The following is a 16,080-nucleotide window of genomic DNA, read 5'->3' as shown; positions in this document are numbered from 1 at the left end:
AATTCAATGAGGCTTCTCATTATTCTTTAATTAGGAGAGGAAGTTCTTGGATTCGATCCAAAATAAAACGAGCCCCTTACTCAAAAGGAAACTCGTTCATTCTTATAAATCATCTAAAGCATCTTTGACCTTGTCAAAGAACCCTTTTTTCTTTGGGTTGACCTTCAAATCACTTGCTTCCGCAAAGGCTTGAAGGGCTTCTTTTTGCTTGTCATTTAAACCAGTTGGGGTGACGACATTGACAGATACATATTGATCTCCCATCGCACCACCACGTAAGCTTGGAGCCCCTTTCCCACGGAGGCGGAATTTCTTACCGGTTTGGGTTCCTTCAGGAATGACCAAATCGACATCTCCGTGAACAGTTGGCACATGGACCGTATCTCCAAGAGCTGCTTGGACAAAGTTCAAGTCTAACTTGTAGTATATGGTTGAGCCATCTCGTTCGAAGCGATCGCTCGGCTCAACATTGACAACGACATACAAGTCACCATAAGGTCCACCGTTAAAGCCAGCTTCTCCTTGACCAGCTAAGCGGATTTGTTGACCCGTTTCAACTCCGGCAGGAATCTTGACATTCACGCTATGAGCTTGTTTTTCATGACCTGTTCCACGACAAGTCGTACATGGATCTTTGATTTCTTGACCACGACCATGACAGACATCACAGGTCACTTGACGGCGCATCATACCAAGAGGGGTCTGCGTATCCACATTGATGACTCCAGAACCATGACAGCGTCCACAGGTCACCGGACTAGTCCCTGGCTTAGCCCCAGAACCATGGCAGGTATGACAGCTAGCTTCCCGATGGTACTTGACTTCTTTTTCTGCACCAAAAATCGCTTCTTCAAACTTGAGATTGACGCGGTATTGGAGGTCATCCCCTTGACGAGGTGCATTTGGATTACGACTTGCACCACCACCAAAGAAGCTAGAGAAGATGTCTTCAAAGCCACCAAAACCAGCACCATCAAAGCCACCAAAACCACCTGCTCCGCCACCGAAGCCACCATTGGCACCCGCAGCACCATATTGGTCATAAGCAGCCCGTTTTTGTTCGTCACTCAAAGTCTCATAAGCTTCTTGAACTTCCTTGTACTTTTCCTCAGCACCAGGCTCCTTGTTGATATCTGGGTGATATTTTTTAGATAATTTCCGATAGGCTTTCTTGATCTCATCCTGAGATGCATTCTTTGAAACGCCCAAACGGTCATAAAATTCAGTATTGTTCATACAAGATACTAAGAGCGAACAGAAAGCGACTGAAATTTAGGAAACCGACAAGAAATCCTGATTTCTTAGGCGGTTTATCTAATTTCCAAGCTTTCCGCTCGGGTTCAATTCCCCGAACACTCTTTGTTCCTTTCTATAATTTTCATGTAATCTTTAGAGGCTGTTTTCTATACTTCGCTTCACTTGATCAAACTCTTGGTCTGATAGAGTAAATATCAAATCCTCTTCTGAGTAGTCGTTTCGTTCTTTAAAATAGTTGTCCGTATTAGCTGCCAAGCCTAAACTTAGAATCACTCTTCTTGCATACTCTTGATGGGCAAAACCGATAGCCGTAATGATCTGTTTATCTTGCACAACCAGTTTGGGCTGGAAATTCTCACGTGGAAGAAATTCAAAATAATCAAAGAAGTTTTGCCAAATTCCACCTGTAAATTTCGTGGCCTTCAACAGACCTGCTTTCGCTAATAAAAGAGGCGCTGAAGAAATGGCTGCAATTAGGATATCTTGCTCACCAAGGTCCCTCAAGAACGAAATCAATTTCTCATCCTGTAGGGCAGGTCCTATGTTGACCATTCCTGGCAAAATCACGCAAGAATACTCTTCAATACGGATTTGATCTAGTGTTTTCGTTGGTTGACAGGGTAAGCCATCCTCAGAGACCACCATCGAATGATCTGAAGCAGCATAATCAATCGTAACATTAAAAGACAGAGCTAAAGTACTCGTTAAAGCAGTTATCTCATAAAGAGAAAAATTAGGATAAATGATACAAAGTACTTTTTTCATAAGCAACATCCTCTATTTTACCGAAAAACAGAGGCTGGGTTGCAACCTCTGGATTTCTTTTTATACTTACTAGTTTAAGTTTTAAAAATCAAACTAGTAATGCTGAATTGAGCACGCCCTAACCTCTTGGTGAAAAAGATAAATCTTTCTAGAAACTAAAGTTTCTGCGTCAGATTTCCTATTTTCACTGTGAGGTTTTAACGGACTTTGCATCTTATTTTTCTGTAAACTCTCCGTCTACGACGTCGTCGCCTGCGTTGCCTGTTGCTTGTGCGCCTTCTGCTCCTGCTTGTGCTTGTTGCGCTGCTGCAGCTTGTTCGTAAAGCTTAACAGCCAATGCTTGTGCTTTTTCGTTCAAGGCTTCAAGTTTCGCTTTCATTTCTTCAAGGTTACCTGATTCTTGAGCTTTCTTAAGATCATCAAGTCCTGCTTGAGCTGCGTCACGTTCTGCATCAAAGCCTTTGCCTTCAGTTTCTTTGATGGTTTTTTCAGTCGCAAAGATAGCTTGGTCTACTTCGTTACGAAGGTCAACTTCTTCTTTACGTTTCTTATCTGCTTCAGCGTTTGCTTCTGCATCTTTCATCATGCGGTCGATTTCTTCGTCTGTCAAACCTGAGTTTGATTGGATAACAATTGTTTGTTCTTTTTGAGTTCCAAGATCTTTCGCTTTAACAGATACGATACCGTTCTTGTCGATGTCAAATGTTACTTCAATTTGTGGGATACCACGAGGTGCAGCTGGGATATCAGTCAATTGGAAGCGTCCAAGAGTCTTGTTATCTGCTGCCATTGGGCGTTCCCCTTGAAGAACGTGGATATCAACGGCTGGTTGGTTATCTGCTGCAGTTGAGAAGACTTGTGATTTAGATGTTGGAATGGTTGTGTTGCGGTCGATCAATTTTGTGAAGACTCCACCCATTGTTTCGATACCAAGTGACAATGGCGTTACGTCAAGAAGGACAACGTCTTTCACGTCACCAGTGATCACACCACCTTGGATCGCAGCACCCATAGCCACAACTTCGTCAGGGTTCACTGATTTGTTTGGTTCTTTACCAGTTTCAGCTTTAACAGCTTCTACAACGGCAGGAATACGAGTCGAACCACCGACAAGGATGACTTCGTCGATATCTGACAAGCTCAAACCTGCATCTGAAAGGGCTTGACGAACTGGAGTTTTTGTACGTTCTACAAGATCACGAGTCAAATCGTCGAATTTCGCACGAGTCAAAGTCATTTCCAAGTGAAGAGGTCCAGCAGCTCCTGCAGTGATGAACGGCAAGCTGATTTGAGTTGAAGTCACACCAGAAAGGTCTTTCTTCGCTTTTTCAGCTGCGTCTTTCAAACGTTGAAGCGCCATCTTGTCTGTTGACAAGTCGATACCATTTTCTTTCTTGAATTCTTCAACCATGTAGTCGATGATTTTTTGGTCAAAGTCGTCACCACCGAGTTTATTATCCCCTGCAGTCGCCAATACATCAAAGACACCATCACCCAATTCAAGGATAGATACGTCGAATGTACCACCACCAAGGTCGAATACCAAGATTTTTTCTTCTTTATCAGTCTTATCCAAACCGTAAGCAAGAGCTGCTGCTGTTGGTTCGTTGACGATACGTTCTACTTCAAGACCAGCGATTTTACCAGCGTCTTTAGTTGCTTGACGTTGTGCATCGTTGAAGTAAGCCGGAACTGTGATAACAGCTTTGGTTACTTTTTCACCAAGGTAGTCTTCCGCGTAACCTTTCAAGTATTGAAGAATCATCGCTGAGATTTCTTGTGGAGTGTATTCTTTCCCGTTAGCAGAAACTTTTTCAGAAGTTCCCATCTTAGACTTGATAGAGATCACTGTATCTGGGTTTGTTACTGCTTGACGTTTTGCAGCGTCACCAACGATGATTTCACCGTTTTTAAAAGACACTACAGATGGAGTTGTACGGTTTCCTTCTGGGTTTGCGATAATTTTTGATTCAGTTCCTTCAAGAACTGCTACTGCTGAGTTTGTTGTACCTAAGTCAATACCGATAATTTTAGACATATGTTTTTCTCCTTGTTGATTTTTTCTTCTTTTTTGATATTTCCCTTAAGTGGTGGGGACGTGAGCAACTCCCTTCGGGATTTCATCACTTATTTTTGAGCCTACTGTCTCAAAAATCCCCTGTTTCAGTAGCATGAGCTACTGAAACTTTCACCACAGCGGGAAATATCTTCCTTGCAAGCCTCCGGCTTGCTTTTTATCATTCTTTCATAGTTTATTGTCGTTTCGGACAAGATTTTTCAAGTTTTCTAGCCTAATTGTAGACAACTACCATGGCTGGGCGTAAGATGCGGTCATGGAGTTTGTAGCCTTTTTGGAAGACTTGTGCGATGGTGTCTGCTGGATGTTCATCATCTGCAGGTAAGGTTTGGATGGCCATGTGGTAGTTATGGTCAAAGGCTCCGTCCGCTGGAATTTCTTCGATTCCTTCTTCTTTCAGGGCATGTACCAAACTTTCTTGGACCATTTCCAAGCCCTTCTTCACATCATCTGTCAACCCTTCTACGGCAAGGGCACGTTCGAGGTTGTCAAGTGATGGTAAGATCGCTTTTGCCAAATCTTGGCTACGGTATTTTTGTAATTGTTGACGTTCTTCATTGGCACGGCGCTGAATGTTTTGCATTTCTGCATGAGCACGAAGGTATTTATTTTCAAATTCTTCGGCACGCGCTTGTGCTTCTTCTAACTCAGAAGGTTGGTTGCTTTCCTCTACAACTTCTTCAGCTGTTTGGGCAACTTCCTCTTCTTTCACGTCTTCTTTTTTGATATCTTCTGTCAAGGCATACACCCCTTTCATTTGATCTTAATTTACTTCATAATGGTTGCTGTTGAGGTAACGGTAGTAATCCGTCAACTTCATAACCAGTACCCGTCCGATGACATTGACCAGGCTAATCACACGCCTGTAGTCCATCTCTACGGGACCGATCACATGCATGAGGGCCATCCCACGATAAGGAACCAGGAACTTGTGACTAATCACCGTCACATTTTTCAAGGCCTTCTCTTGGGATTCTGCAACTAGGATCTGGGTCATTTGGTCTTCTGGCATCCCCCCTCGCAACTCCAAGGCTACATGTTGGGGATTATCTAAGAACTGATAGGTCTGAAGATCGGCGTAGGTTAATGATGAAACCTTTCCTTCTACAAAGACCAGTTCTTGAAACAGTTGCGAGAAGACGTAATCAAAGAGATCCAGCACATTGTCTGTCGTCTTGAAATAGCGCTGTACAATCTGTGGAATCTCCGTCCGCAAGCGGTAGTGGATATCCAAGACCGTATTTCCAATGAAGCGTTCTTGAACCAGCTGGTGGAAAATTTCCAAGTCACTGGTTAAGAAATTCTTTGGTATGGCAAACTGGACGGTGACAGGCTTTGATTCATCCAAGGTCAGAACCGCCAAGGCATCGTGGTTGGATAATGGAACAATCTCAAAACCAGTCAAGCGCTGACGTGTCGGTTCAACATCCTGAATCACTGCAGTGTAACCCGTCATCTGGGCTAGTAACTTGGCCGTAGCATCCAAGATATCGTCTAACTTAAATGCTTCGAAATCAAAGGCCTTCACCACCTGGTAGACATCTTGCTCATCAATCAACTCTAGATCAAGCGAGTTCTGAACAAAATATTGAAAACCAGCTCGGCTAGGCATGCGGCCACTCGAAGTGTGGGCCTTTTCTAGTAAGCCTTGCTTTTCGAGGGCAGCCATGTCGTTTCGGATGGTCGCACTACTGGATTGAATGACATCTTGTAGCGCTTTTGAACCGACTGGTTCGTGGGTCTTGGTAAAGATATCGACAACAAGATTAAGAATCTCATTTTGACGTTCTGTAACCATGACCTCACCTCTCTTTCATTTTTAGCACTCTAAACACTCAAGTGCTAAACCATGATTCTATTATACACCCATCCAAAAGAAAGTCAAGAGAAAAAACCAAAAAATTAGCACTCTTTTTCAAAGAGTGCTAAAAATCATTCTTAAGACCTAGAGAAGTGAATCTCCTCCTATTTACCAGCTTTTTTCAATAGCTGAATATATTCTTCCAATACTAGCTGATGGTTGGCCATATACTGAGCATTTTCTACGCCAACATAACGGAAATGCCAATTCTCAAAATTCACACCCGTGATGTTGCTCTTCCCATCTGGGTAGCGAAGGACAAAGCCATATTGCGGTGCGATGGCAGCCAACTGCATGCCCAACTCATCACTTTGACCCGCTTCGACACTCATATCAATCGCAAGCCCCGTCTGGTGTTCACTCGCACCAGGGACCTGTACCTGGGTCTGCACCTGCTTTTCAGCTTCTTCGTGCGAAAGACCACTAGCCTCTAGTTGCACAACACGCTCATTATAGAGCTCTGTTTGCTCGGCCACACTTCGATAGCCTGATATCAAGGTTTCTTCTGGGGCAATTTTTCGAGCCGCTTCTAAAAATTGACGAGTTGGTTCTACAATCCGACTATCCACTTTGATAGCATCCACATCTGTCAATTGTGGGTTCAGCTCAGGCTTCACATTGTCACGATTAACCAAGATCAACTGCCAGTCTTTTGTCGAAACGGCTGGTAAATCTGATTTTTCTTTCTTTTTCTTAGAAGAAGAGGGAGTCGTTACAGCTGTTTTTTTAGCCTTCCAAAACTGAAGCCCTGAAAACAAGCTTGGCTTCGCTAAGTAAGCACCAATTCCCGATCCAAGGACCACAAGAAGAAAGAAACTCAATAGGTAAGGCCACCATTTCTTACGTTTTTTTCTTGCGCGTCTATACTTATTCGTCATGGCCACCCTCTAGAAGTTTTGCTCCAACCTTACGATAGGACAGATCCCCAATCTTTTCAATACTGAAAGCACCATCTTCATAAGCCAAAACCGTCACGCTTCCGTTGTCCAAGACCAATTCTTCGACCGCTTTTGGATCGATGAGATAAATCAAGGTCGTAATGGTCATGCCGTGGCTGACCACAATAGCATTGCCGCCGCCAGCTGCTTCTACCTCTTTTGCGATGGCTTCAAAACCTTCTTTGATCCGACTACTCAAGGCTCCCCAGGATTCAGCCCATCCCGTGGTATCCACTTCGACGATCCCTTCTGCTAACTCCATTAGGCTCAACTGATGGAAATCATCGACCTTAAAGACACGGGGTAAGACTCCCATGAAGAGATCGCCATCATAAGCACCGTCAAAACTACCAAAACACCACTCGCGGATCCGTTTGTCATAACGATAAGGGATTTTTCCTGTCAGACCAAGTTCCTGAAGAATAATTCCCATGGTTTGAATGGTGCGTCCAGAATCACTCGAAACAGCCTCTTCAAAAGAAAGCCCAGCTTCCTTGAGACCAAGTCCTAATTCTCGAATCCCACGCTCTCCTGCTTCTGTCAGCGGAGTGTCTGACCAGCCCTGTGCCCGCCCAATGGTATTAAACATGGTTTTTCCATGACGAGCAATATATAATCTGGTTTTTGTCATTGTATTACCTCCGTATGTATCTCTTTCATTATATCATTTTTTGCAAAAAGAAAGTAGGAAAGCTCTTACAAGTTTCGAGAGAAAGAAAAGGCCATGACCAAAGGGTCAGCCTTTCATTATGGACTAGGATTCTTGCAAGCTTTCACCGACCTCACGGTAACTGCTATCTCCAATCCCCTTAACCGTCAATTTTCCATCTTCATATTCTACAAGAGTAACACTACCATTTGAAAGAGGCAGATTGAGATTTGGTTTTCCTTCGACCAAGCAGACTAAGGTCTGAATGGTCCAACTATGGCTGACCACCAAGGCATTGCCTCCACCATTTTCTTCTACTTCTTTGGCGATGGCTTCAAAACCTTCTAGGATTCGGCTTTTCAAGACTTCCCAAGGTTCAGCCCAATTTGCTGTGTCCACTTGGCAAATGCCATTGGCCAAGTCTTCCAAGGTCAAGGTCTTATAATCCTCCACATCCAGCACGCGCGGCACGACACCATGAAAGAGCTCCCCTCCATAGGCACCATCAAAACTTCCAAAACACCATTCGCGGATCCGTTTGTCAAAGCGATAAGGAATCTGGTCTTTCAAGCCCAATTCATCGAGAATGATCCCCATAGTCTGAATGGCACGGCCTGAATCACTGGAATAAGCTCGAGTAAACTCCAAACCGGACTCACGCAAGCCGATTCCTAGAGCTTGAATCCCTCGTTCTCCTTCTGCTGTCAAGGGTGTATCGGACCAGCCTTGAGCACGGCCAATGGTATTAAACATGGTTCTCCCATGACGAATCACAAATAATCTTGTTTTAGCCATCTTGTCTCCTTTTGCAAGAAAAAAGTCTGGAGCTTCATCATCACAGACTTTTCTATTTTCTACTATTATACTAGATTTCTCTTAGTTTTTAAAGCTATGAACCGGAGCTGGAATTTGACCACCACGGGCAATGAAATCAGCTGACGAAGCCTTGTTGACCTTCATTACCGGAGCAGACCCAAGAAGTCCACCAAGCTCTAACATATCGCCTTCCTTGCCATAAGGAATGATCCGAACGGCTGTTGTCTTTTGGTTAATGACCCCGATAGCTGCTTCATCGGCGATCATGGCCGCAATGGTTGTATCTGGAGTATCAGCTGGGATAGCAATCATATCCAGACCAACCGAGCAGATGGCTGTCATGGCTTCCAATTTTTCCAGGTTGATATGACCGGATTGGACCGCCGCAATCATCCCTTCATCTTCTGAGACCGGAATGAAAGCACCTGACAACCCACCGACTTGGTTACAAGCCATGATGCCACCTTTTTTCACTTGGTCATTGAGAAGAGCTAGGGCTGCTGTTGTCCCGTGGGTTCCTACCACTTCAAGCCCCATCGCTTCAAGGACACGGGCTACAGAGTCCCCAATAGCTGGTGTTGGAGCAAGGGACAAGTCAACAATTCCAAACTCAACACCGAGACGTTCACTAGCCATTTGACCAACTAATTGTCCGACACGGGTGATTTTGAAAGCTGTCTTCTTGACCGTTTCAGCCAATACATCAAAGCTAGCGCCTGGAACTTTTTCGATCGCCCGTTGGACGACACCAGGTCCTGAAACCCCAACGTTGATGACGACATCCGCTTCACCGACACCATGGAAGGCTCCCGCCATAAAGGGATTATCTTCTACTGCATTAGCAAAGACCACGAGCTTACCAGGCCCCATTGGATCTGCTTGGGATGCTTCTTTAATGATACGACCCATATCTCGGACAGCTGTCATATTGATCCCTGTCTTGGTCGATCCAATATTGACTGAAGAGCAGACAAAATCCGTCTCTGCAAGGGCGCGAGGAATAGAATTAATGAGGATTTCATCCCCCTTTTGGTAGCCTTTTTGAACCAGAGCTGAGAAGCCACCGATAAAGTTGACCCCAACTTCTTTGGCCGCACGATCTAGTGCCTTGGCAAAGGGTACATAATCTGTCGCATCTGTTGCAGCTCCGATAATAGAAATCGGAGTGACTGAAACCCGTTTATTCACAATTGGAATGCCAAGTTCTGCCGCGATCTCATCCCCCACAGCTACCAAGTCTTTGGCCTTTGTCACAATCTTATGGTAGACTTTTTCTGCTGCCTTTTCGATATCCGGATCAATACAATCTAGAAGCGAAATCCCCATGGTGATAGTCCGAACATCGAAGTTCTGCTCCTCAATCATGGCAATGGTTTCTGTTACCTGTTTAATGTCCATATATTTTCAACCCCTATCTTACAAATTGTGCATGGCATCAAAAATCGCTGCGCTTTGGATATTGATTTTTACATGAAGAGACTGACCGAATTCTTCCAACTCTGAACGGAGCTGGGTGAAATCTTTTTTCTCATCTGACGATACGACCGCCATCATGGTAAAGTATTCATCCAATACAGTTTGAGAGATATCATCGATATTGAGTCCTAATTCTGCCACTTTCGTTGCAACACCCGCTACGATTCCTTTTTGGTCTTTTCCAACGACTGTAATAATTGCTTTCATTTCACTGCTCCATTCTATCTATTTGCTTCCATTGTAGCACAATCCCCTTAAAATCGCCGTTCTCAACTGTGCGGAGGTGAGACGACGAAATCGAATTCTAACGAATTACCGATTTCTGTCCCACTCTCTCTAATTTGACGATTCAGTTTCATCCTTTAGGATCTCTTTCTTCACGCGCACCGTACTCTCATACTCAACCCCAGCTAGACGATCAAACGGAAAGCGACGATTGAGCAAGACGATAGCAAGAGTGAGAATCAGGTACAATAAAAGCATAAAGAAGAGCAATAAAATCATGGACAGGGTTAAGAGGGAATTGTCCGTCAAATCGCTATTCAAGAGCGAAATCAAATAGAACAACCCTTGAGGAATCAGATAGAAATAACCTACTACCAGGATTCCCCTCCAGATGGTGCGAAGCCATTTTTGCTTGTCAAAATGCAAGCGGAATTTCAACAAAGCCATTCCCAAGGTTTTGCCACGCCACAAAGGAATCAAGGCAAAATAGACAACCAAAACCGCTACATAAGGAATCGTCTCTAAACGCTCGATTACCGCGTAAAGCAAGGATAGCATCACAAAGTCGATCAAGAAGGCAAGACCTATCCGGAAACCAGATACTCTGGTTCCTACTCGGAAAGAATGCTCGTCAATTTCGTCTCTTGTCGGCAATAACCAAACCAGGAACCAACCGAGAAAATAGCCTACTCCACCACCAGTGGTATTTTGAATAATATCATCGACATCTGCTAGGCGGTAAGGACCCGGATACAGAAAATAGAGACCTGATAACTGGGTCAGTTCCAAAAAGAGACTAAAGAGGGCTGTTAGGAGAATCGTTTTCTTAAAACCACACTTGAAATAATAGCGTAGATACATCCCAAAAGGAATCAACATCAGGACATTAAAGGCAGGCACATAAAAAGTTGGATGCTTAAGGGCTTGAATCCAAGTACCAGTCTGCGCTAAATCAAAGGGGCTCTCCTTGAAAAAATCCACCACAAAAGCAAAGGGATGGAGATTGACCATTTCCGAGTAGCTAGTATGAATCTTACTTGGATCCGGCAGAGGCAAAATCACCAGCAGATAGACCGTCATCAAGTAAAGCATAAAAGAATAGAAAATCAGCACCCGCAATTTATTGACCGAACCATATTTTCGATAATTCAAAATCATGTAGGGCAAGGTCAGCAAAAATGCAAAAAAAGGAAAGAGCTGAACAGCTGTTTTGATTGTAGAGATATACCCCATTGTGTCTCCTTTTTTCGTTATAAAATCACCCTTTGCACAATGACAAAAGGTGATTTCTTCATTGATATAGAATATTATACGGCCTGGTAGAGGAAGAGTCAAGGAAGAGGAGTTCATTTCATTTTTTGAGCTCCTTATTGAACTAAAATCAGAATTCTCTCACTGTAACATCCTTAGTATAAAATAGGAATCACAAGACTATCCTATTCGCTAGAATTTCAATCATCTCATCTGAAACTTTTCCCACATCAATTGCTTTACTATTTAGTATGGATGGCACAGCATAAGATAGCATTAAGGAGATAATATTACGAATGATTCGTTCGTTAGGCCAATTAACCAGCTCCCCTTTCCCCTTATAGTTATCTAAAATAGGATTGAGTGGCGTTACAATATTGTTCTGAACGATACTCCCTGTTTTTTCAAACAAAGATGAATCAATTAAACACCTTGAAAAGAGAATTTTAATAATATCTCTATTGTTGATCAGAAAATTTAGTCGATCTTCGAACATACTCCGAAAAAAAACTGTAACACTTTCATCGTTACACAGAACTTTTTGATCAGTAAACAATTCAATTGTTTCAGGTATGACCTGATCAAAAAACAAGAGAAGAAGCGTATTGAGTATACCTTCTTTTGTTTTAAAATAGCTAAAAACAGTCCCTTCTGATACTTCCGCTCGGCGTGCAATGTCAAGCGATGTAGTTTTTTCAAAACCGATTTCGGAAAACAAGGTTAAACTGGCAATTAGAACACGTTTTTGTTTATCACTCAATCTCATGAGTTGAATATGACGAACACAAGCTTGATTTAGATCAACCATTTTCCTTTCCTCCTCACTCCTCTTGAATCACAATCACACGTTTTCCTCTGGTATGCCCTTTTTCAAGATCCTTGTATGCTTCTTTTATTTCGGGTAATGAAAATGGATAGATTTTATCCAAACGAACTGAAATTTCCCCTTTGGAAACAAGCTCTGCAAGCGATAGGAAGTCATCATATTGTGAATGCCGTGGGCCTGTAAATTGAGCTCCTTTCAAGATAGCAGAAGGAGATGGAACCAGGGTAGCAATTTGATCACCTCGTAAACCCAATTGGAAGCCTAATTTTACATAGTCTCCCCCGTAACAATCCAACATCTTGGTAACAGTTACTCCTGAAAGTTCTTGAATTTTTTTTTTGATCGATTCATGATAGGAAATCGGGATGGCACCGATCGATCTGAGGTAGTCCGCATTACCAGCACTAGCTATTCCAATAACTCTGGCACCTTTTGAAACAGCATATTGTACTGCAATCGATCCAATTCCTCCAGATGCACCTGAAATGACAATTGTATCCTTAGTTCCAATATTAATTTTTCGAAAAGTTCCTCCTACCGTTAAGGAACTAACCCCCAAGACTGAGCCATGCAAAAAATCAATATTAGATGGCATAGAAGCGATCTCCGTCTCCTTCACACAAATCTCAGTTGCTAATGCTCCTCTTTTTGAACCAAGACCAGGTGCACTTATAATCGTCCCAAAGACTCTATCTCCTACCGAAAACTGAGTCACACTCTTACCTACTTCAATGATAGTCCCAGCAAAATCACGTGCAACTCCTCTAGGGAATAAAGAAGAAGCTTTCTCAAACCATCTACTAGGATGCTTTAGTTTCATTAAAAGGGATAACATCCGAAGCTGTTTAACACCCTCAAAAATTTTATAATCCACCGGATTTAATCCTACGGCAGCTACCTTGACCCTCACTTGATTTTCCTTTAGTGGTTCTGGTTCTACTTCTGCTAATTCTAAGACATCTATATTACCAAATCGGTGAAATTGAACCGCTTTTACAGTCATACAATACATACCTCCATCACAAAATTGAGTGATCACTCAATTTTTGATTATTATAGCATACAACTAGACACTATTCAATGATAGCTTCAATTAAAAGAATGCAAAAAATTTTTATCAAAAAAAAGCGCCCAAGATTCTCCTCTTGAGCGTCTGTTAGGAATGACCCTACCCTGCATTTACTATATCAGGAACTTTTAACTCTCCCCTTCAAGATATTACTTCCGATAAAGACCAATAGATAACTCACAATCCCTGAAAGATGCAATAGCGTTGAGATCCATCCGGTGATTGCTGGTAAGATCATGAGGCCAGATAGAAAAATTAAGAATAGATAAAGCCATTTTACGGTACGTGAAAATTCTTTCCACACGTTTGGCAGGATCATAACCCCTCCGGTCACAAAGGCGTATCCGACAGCAGAGATCCCTGTTGCCTGAATGTCCTGCTCCTGGGTTAAAAAGTGAAAAACGATGGAAGAGAGGACTGTCGCCGTCATAAAAACGATTAAGACTTGTCTGGAGCCTCTTTTTCTTTCTAGCAGTCCTCCGAAGGGAAGGATCATGAGTCCATTTAACAACAAATGGACCCATAAAAACCAGATAGGGGCTCCTTTACTACCGTGCATCAGGGTCCCACTGACATATTGCCAACCATACACCGGCTTTGAATGAAAAGCCAATAGGTCATACATAGTTTCCCCATAAAAGGAAGTCAATAGGCCGAGCGATAAACAGATTAGAGCTAAAGTACTGATAACAGGGTAGGTTGTAAGGATTCTTTTCATATTTATCTTCTCTTTTTCAAAAAACAGCGTTACGATGTCTCCATTCACGACCATTATACCATTTATTTCATTGGAGACAGAAAAGTTTTTGCTTCTTTCGTTTCAACTCTTTGATCGAAAAACTAAATGTCCTGACTGACTGGTCGCTCATCATTCGCAATCGGATCAGGAGGCAATCCTGTATTTAGAATACCGTAGCAAAAATTTGACTTTCCATTTTAAAAAGAATATACTCATTCTAATCTGAGACGAATATTTTTTTAAATCAACAGTATTGCATTCAGAGAAATAAACGACTAACTTCATGGAGGTGACGCTATGTCATTAGAAGAAAAATTGAACCAAGTAAAAGGCTCTGTTAAAGAAGGCTTCGGTAAATTAACCGGCGATAAAAAAACAGAAGCTGAAGGCACTGCTGAAAAAGTTGCTTCAAAAGCAAAAGAAGTTGCTGAAGATGCAAAAGAAGCTGTTGAAGGAGCTATCAAGGGCGTTAAAAATATCTTTCATAAAGACGACAAATAGTCTTTAACATCCTAGACCCACTCTATTTTCTACAGTCATGTTTGACCGTGGAAGATAGGGTGGGTTTTTGTTTGCTTCAAATTCAGTTATACAAAAAGAACACCCCCGAAGGGTGTTGGGTGTTCTTTGTCATGTTTGTTATTCTATTGAATGGACGTAGGACTCTGACATTTAGAAGTCCATCTTTGCTTATATGGTAACTTACTAGATCAGCTATCAAACAGGTAGGTGGAGTTAGCCCAATTAAAATTTTTCTCATACATTTCCCTTACTGTGTACCTTAAATCCTCACTGCATAAAAACTTACACTTCTCTCTGATACAATCTATTCAGTCTATCGAAATTGACGATTTTGTAAAATATCACCAATCTTTGCAGGCCCAAATTTGGTTAGATCATCTATTGATGTTATACTTTAATATCCTCTCCAAGAAAAAAGCACTGCTTTAATTATTTCCTATTATAGCATAAAAAACGAACCATTTTTGGTGCATTTAGAATGCATACAAACCTTCTCAAAAATAGTAATATCGGAGCTTTAGATATTTGACGACTACACGATGGAACTCTGATAAGTACTGCTATTATGCGGTTTCCCATCGTTTTAAAATGTTTAAGCGAAACAAAAAAAGACATCCAAGAGAGTTCTCTTGAATGTCTATAAACGTTGATATATCTCTATTAATCAAAGATTAGAAAACTGTATAATATAGATTTTCAAATATGAACATCCATTTTTGACTCTTTAATTAATTTATAGGGATCATATCAACTTTAATCTTCAACTTTTTTGCGTTTCACAATCCCCACAAGACCAACCATACCAAATGCAGCACCTAACAATACAGCAGATGCTGATTGTACTTCACCAGTTTCAGGGAGTGCCGGAGCTGGTGGCGTTGGTGATGTTGGTGGTGTTGGCGGTGTTGGTGATGTTGGTGGTGTTGGTGATGTTGGCGGTGTTGGTGGTGTTGGCGGTGTTGGTGGCGTTGGCGGTGTTGGCGGTGTTGGCGGAATAACAGTATTATTAAACTCTGTATCTTCTGGTAATTGAGTCGTCGCTGTCAACACTTTACCATCTTTCTTCACTGTGATACCTACAGTAGCGATCATGTGATCAAAAATGACACCGGCTTCAGTACCTTTCACTTCTTCTACATGATAAACATAAGTACCTTCTTCACCACGTTTAAATGTAAGAGGTGAAAATTGGATCTTACCATCCGCATTATTCGTTACTGTTTCGATCACATTTCCTTTTTCATCCTTAAGAACAAAGCTGAATTCACCAGCCTTCAATTCACGACCTTCCAATTTCTTGGTGAAGTTGAACTGTGCTTTAACTGGAGCTACAAAGTAATTATTGAAAATTGTGTCATCAGCACCAGTTGCTTCCCCACCTGTTGAAGTCATTTCAGTCTTAGCACTCAAAAGACCTGTAGTAGTGTCTTTCGTAACAGTTACTTTAACTGTGGTAGTCATGCTATCGTAGTCAATGTCTGTATCTGTTCCGACTACTTCGCGAACTGTATAAGTATGAGTTCCTTCTGTTGCATATGAAATGGCGTCAAATTGGATCGTTCCATCAGCTTTATTCTTCTTCGTTTGAATGACATGGCCATTTTCAAGC

General features: G+C 42.2%; 16 protein-coding genes. 1 reads left to right on the top strand and 15 read right to left on the bottom strand.

What is annotated here, in order from left to right; all coding sequences use genetic code 11:
- Nucleotides 1-102 precede the first annotated feature (102 nt).
- The 14 genes from dnaJ to ADH92_RS05120 all read right to left on the bottom strand — a co-directional run bounded on the left by dnaJ (nucleotide 103) and on the right by ADH92_RS05120 (nucleotide 13,928).
- Nucleotides 103-1,236 (bottom strand): molecular chaperone DnaJ, encoded by a 1,134-nt coding sequence (dnaJ, locus tag ADH92_RS05185; RefSeq protein ID WP_003004734.1) that lies wholly within the window; start codon nucleotides 1,234-1,236, stop codon nucleotides 103-105.
- Nucleotides 1,237-1,389: 153 nt separating this feature from the next.
- Nucleotides 1,390-2,022, bottom strand: a complete 633-nt coding sequence (locus ADH92_RS05180) for a DJ-1/PfpI family protein (RefSeq protein WP_049497640.1) — start codon at nucleotides 2,020-2,022, stop codon at nucleotides 1,390-1,392.
- Between the two features lie 214 nt (nucleotides 2,023-2,236).
- A complete protein-coding gene (gene dnaK / locus ADH92_RS05175) occupies nucleotides 2,237-4,060 on the bottom strand; it encodes a molecular chaperone DnaK (protein ID WP_049497638.1) in 1,824 nt (607 codons plus the stop codon).
- A 253-nt stretch (nucleotides 4,061-4,313) separates the two neighbouring features.
- Nucleotides 4,314-4,838, bottom strand: coding sequence for a nucleotide exchange factor GrpE (gene grpE / locus ADH92_RS05170; protein WP_306790306.1), 525 nt, complete (start codon nucleotides 4,836-4,838; stop codon nucleotides 4,314-4,316).
- 24 nt (nucleotides 4,839-4,862) lie between these two features.
- Nucleotides 4,863-5,897: a heat-inducible transcriptional repressor HrcA gene (gene hrcA, locus ADH92_RS05165; RefSeq protein WP_003004578.1), complete on the bottom strand. Its 1,035-nt coding sequence runs from the start codon at nucleotides 5,895-5,897 to the stop codon at nucleotides 4,863-4,865.
- A gap of 167 nt (nucleotides 5,898-6,064) precedes the next feature.
- A complete protein-coding gene (locus ADH92_RS05160) occupies nucleotides 6,065-6,838 on the bottom strand; it encodes a M15 family metallopeptidase (protein WP_049497634.1) in 774 nt (257 codons plus the stop codon).
- Nucleotides 6,828-7,529 carry a histidine phosphatase family protein gene (locus ADH92_RS05155; RefSeq protein WP_045759108.1) on the bottom strand — a complete coding sequence of 234 codons (702 nt, stop codon included), beginning with the start codon at nucleotides 7,527-7,529 and terminating at the stop codon, nucleotides 6,828-6,830. Before ADH92_RS05155 ends, ADH92_RS05160 begins: the two co-directional genes overlap by 11 nt.
- A gap of 123 nt (nucleotides 7,530-7,652) precedes the next feature.
- The gene (locus tag ADH92_RS05150) at nucleotides 7,653-8,342 is read right to left on the bottom strand and encodes a histidine phosphatase family protein (RefSeq protein ID WP_049497630.1); all 690 of its coding nucleotides are present in this window, start codon (nucleotides 8,340-8,342) and stop codon (nucleotides 7,653-7,655) included.
- Between the two features lie 81 nt (nucleotides 8,343-8,423).
- Nucleotides 8,424-9,761, bottom strand: coding sequence for a PFL family protein (locus ADH92_RS05145; protein ID WP_049497629.1), 1,338 nt, complete (start codon nucleotides 9,759-9,761; stop codon nucleotides 8,424-8,426).
- Between the two features lie 18 nt (nucleotides 9,762-9,779).
- Nucleotides 9,780-10,046 (bottom strand): ACT domain-containing protein, encoded by a 267-nt coding sequence (locus ADH92_RS05140; RefSeq protein ID WP_003004214.1) that lies wholly within the window; start codon nucleotides 10,044-10,046, stop codon nucleotides 9,780-9,782.
- A gap of 129 nt (nucleotides 10,047-10,175) precedes the next feature.
- Nucleotides 10,176-11,297, bottom strand: coding sequence for a VanZ family protein (locus ADH92_RS05135; RefSeq protein ID WP_049497627.1), 1,122 nt, complete (start codon nucleotides 11,295-11,297; stop codon nucleotides 10,176-10,178).
- A 190-nt stretch (nucleotides 11,298-11,487) separates the two neighbouring features.
- Nucleotides 11,488-12,123, bottom strand: a complete 636-nt coding sequence (locus ADH92_RS05130; protein ID WP_049497625.1) for a TetR/AcrR family transcriptional regulator — start codon at nucleotides 12,121-12,123, stop codon at nucleotides 11,488-11,490.
- A 13-nt stretch (nucleotides 12,124-12,136) separates the two neighbouring features.
- Nucleotides 12,137-13,144, bottom strand: coding sequence for an NADP-dependent oxidoreductase (locus tag ADH92_RS05125; protein WP_049497623.1), 1,008 nt, complete (start codon nucleotides 13,142-13,144; stop codon nucleotides 12,137-12,139).
- 184 nt (nucleotides 13,145-13,328) lie between these two features.
- Complete coding sequence (locus tag ADH92_RS05120; RefSeq protein ID WP_049497621.1) at nucleotides 13,329-13,928, bottom strand: rhomboid family intramembrane serine protease; 600 nt, start codon at nucleotides 13,926-13,928, stop codon at nucleotides 13,329-13,331.
- A gap of 318 nt (nucleotides 13,929-14,246) precedes the next feature.
- On the opposite strand from ADH92_RS05120, the gene ADH92_RS05115 reads away from it, so the two are divergent.
- Nucleotides 14,247-14,450, top strand: coding sequence for a CsbD family protein (locus ADH92_RS05115; protein ID WP_003016236.1), 204 nt, complete (start codon nucleotides 14,247-14,249; stop codon nucleotides 14,448-14,450).
- A gap of 774 nt (nucleotides 14,451-15,224) precedes the next feature.
- Here ADH92_RS05115 and ADH92_RS05110 read toward each other — a convergent pair.
- Nucleotides 15,225-16,080: Spy0128 family protein (locus ADH92_RS05110; RefSeq protein WP_049497618.1), on the bottom strand; the 856-nt coding region annotated here is incomplete at its 5' end.

This window comes from Streptococcus parasanguinis (genome assembly GCF_001073155.1).
Lineage (GTDB): Bacteria > Bacillota > Bacilli > Lactobacillales > Streptococcaceae > Streptococcus > Streptococcus parasanguinis_D.
This window is presented reverse-complemented; position numbering and strand designations above follow the sequence as displayed.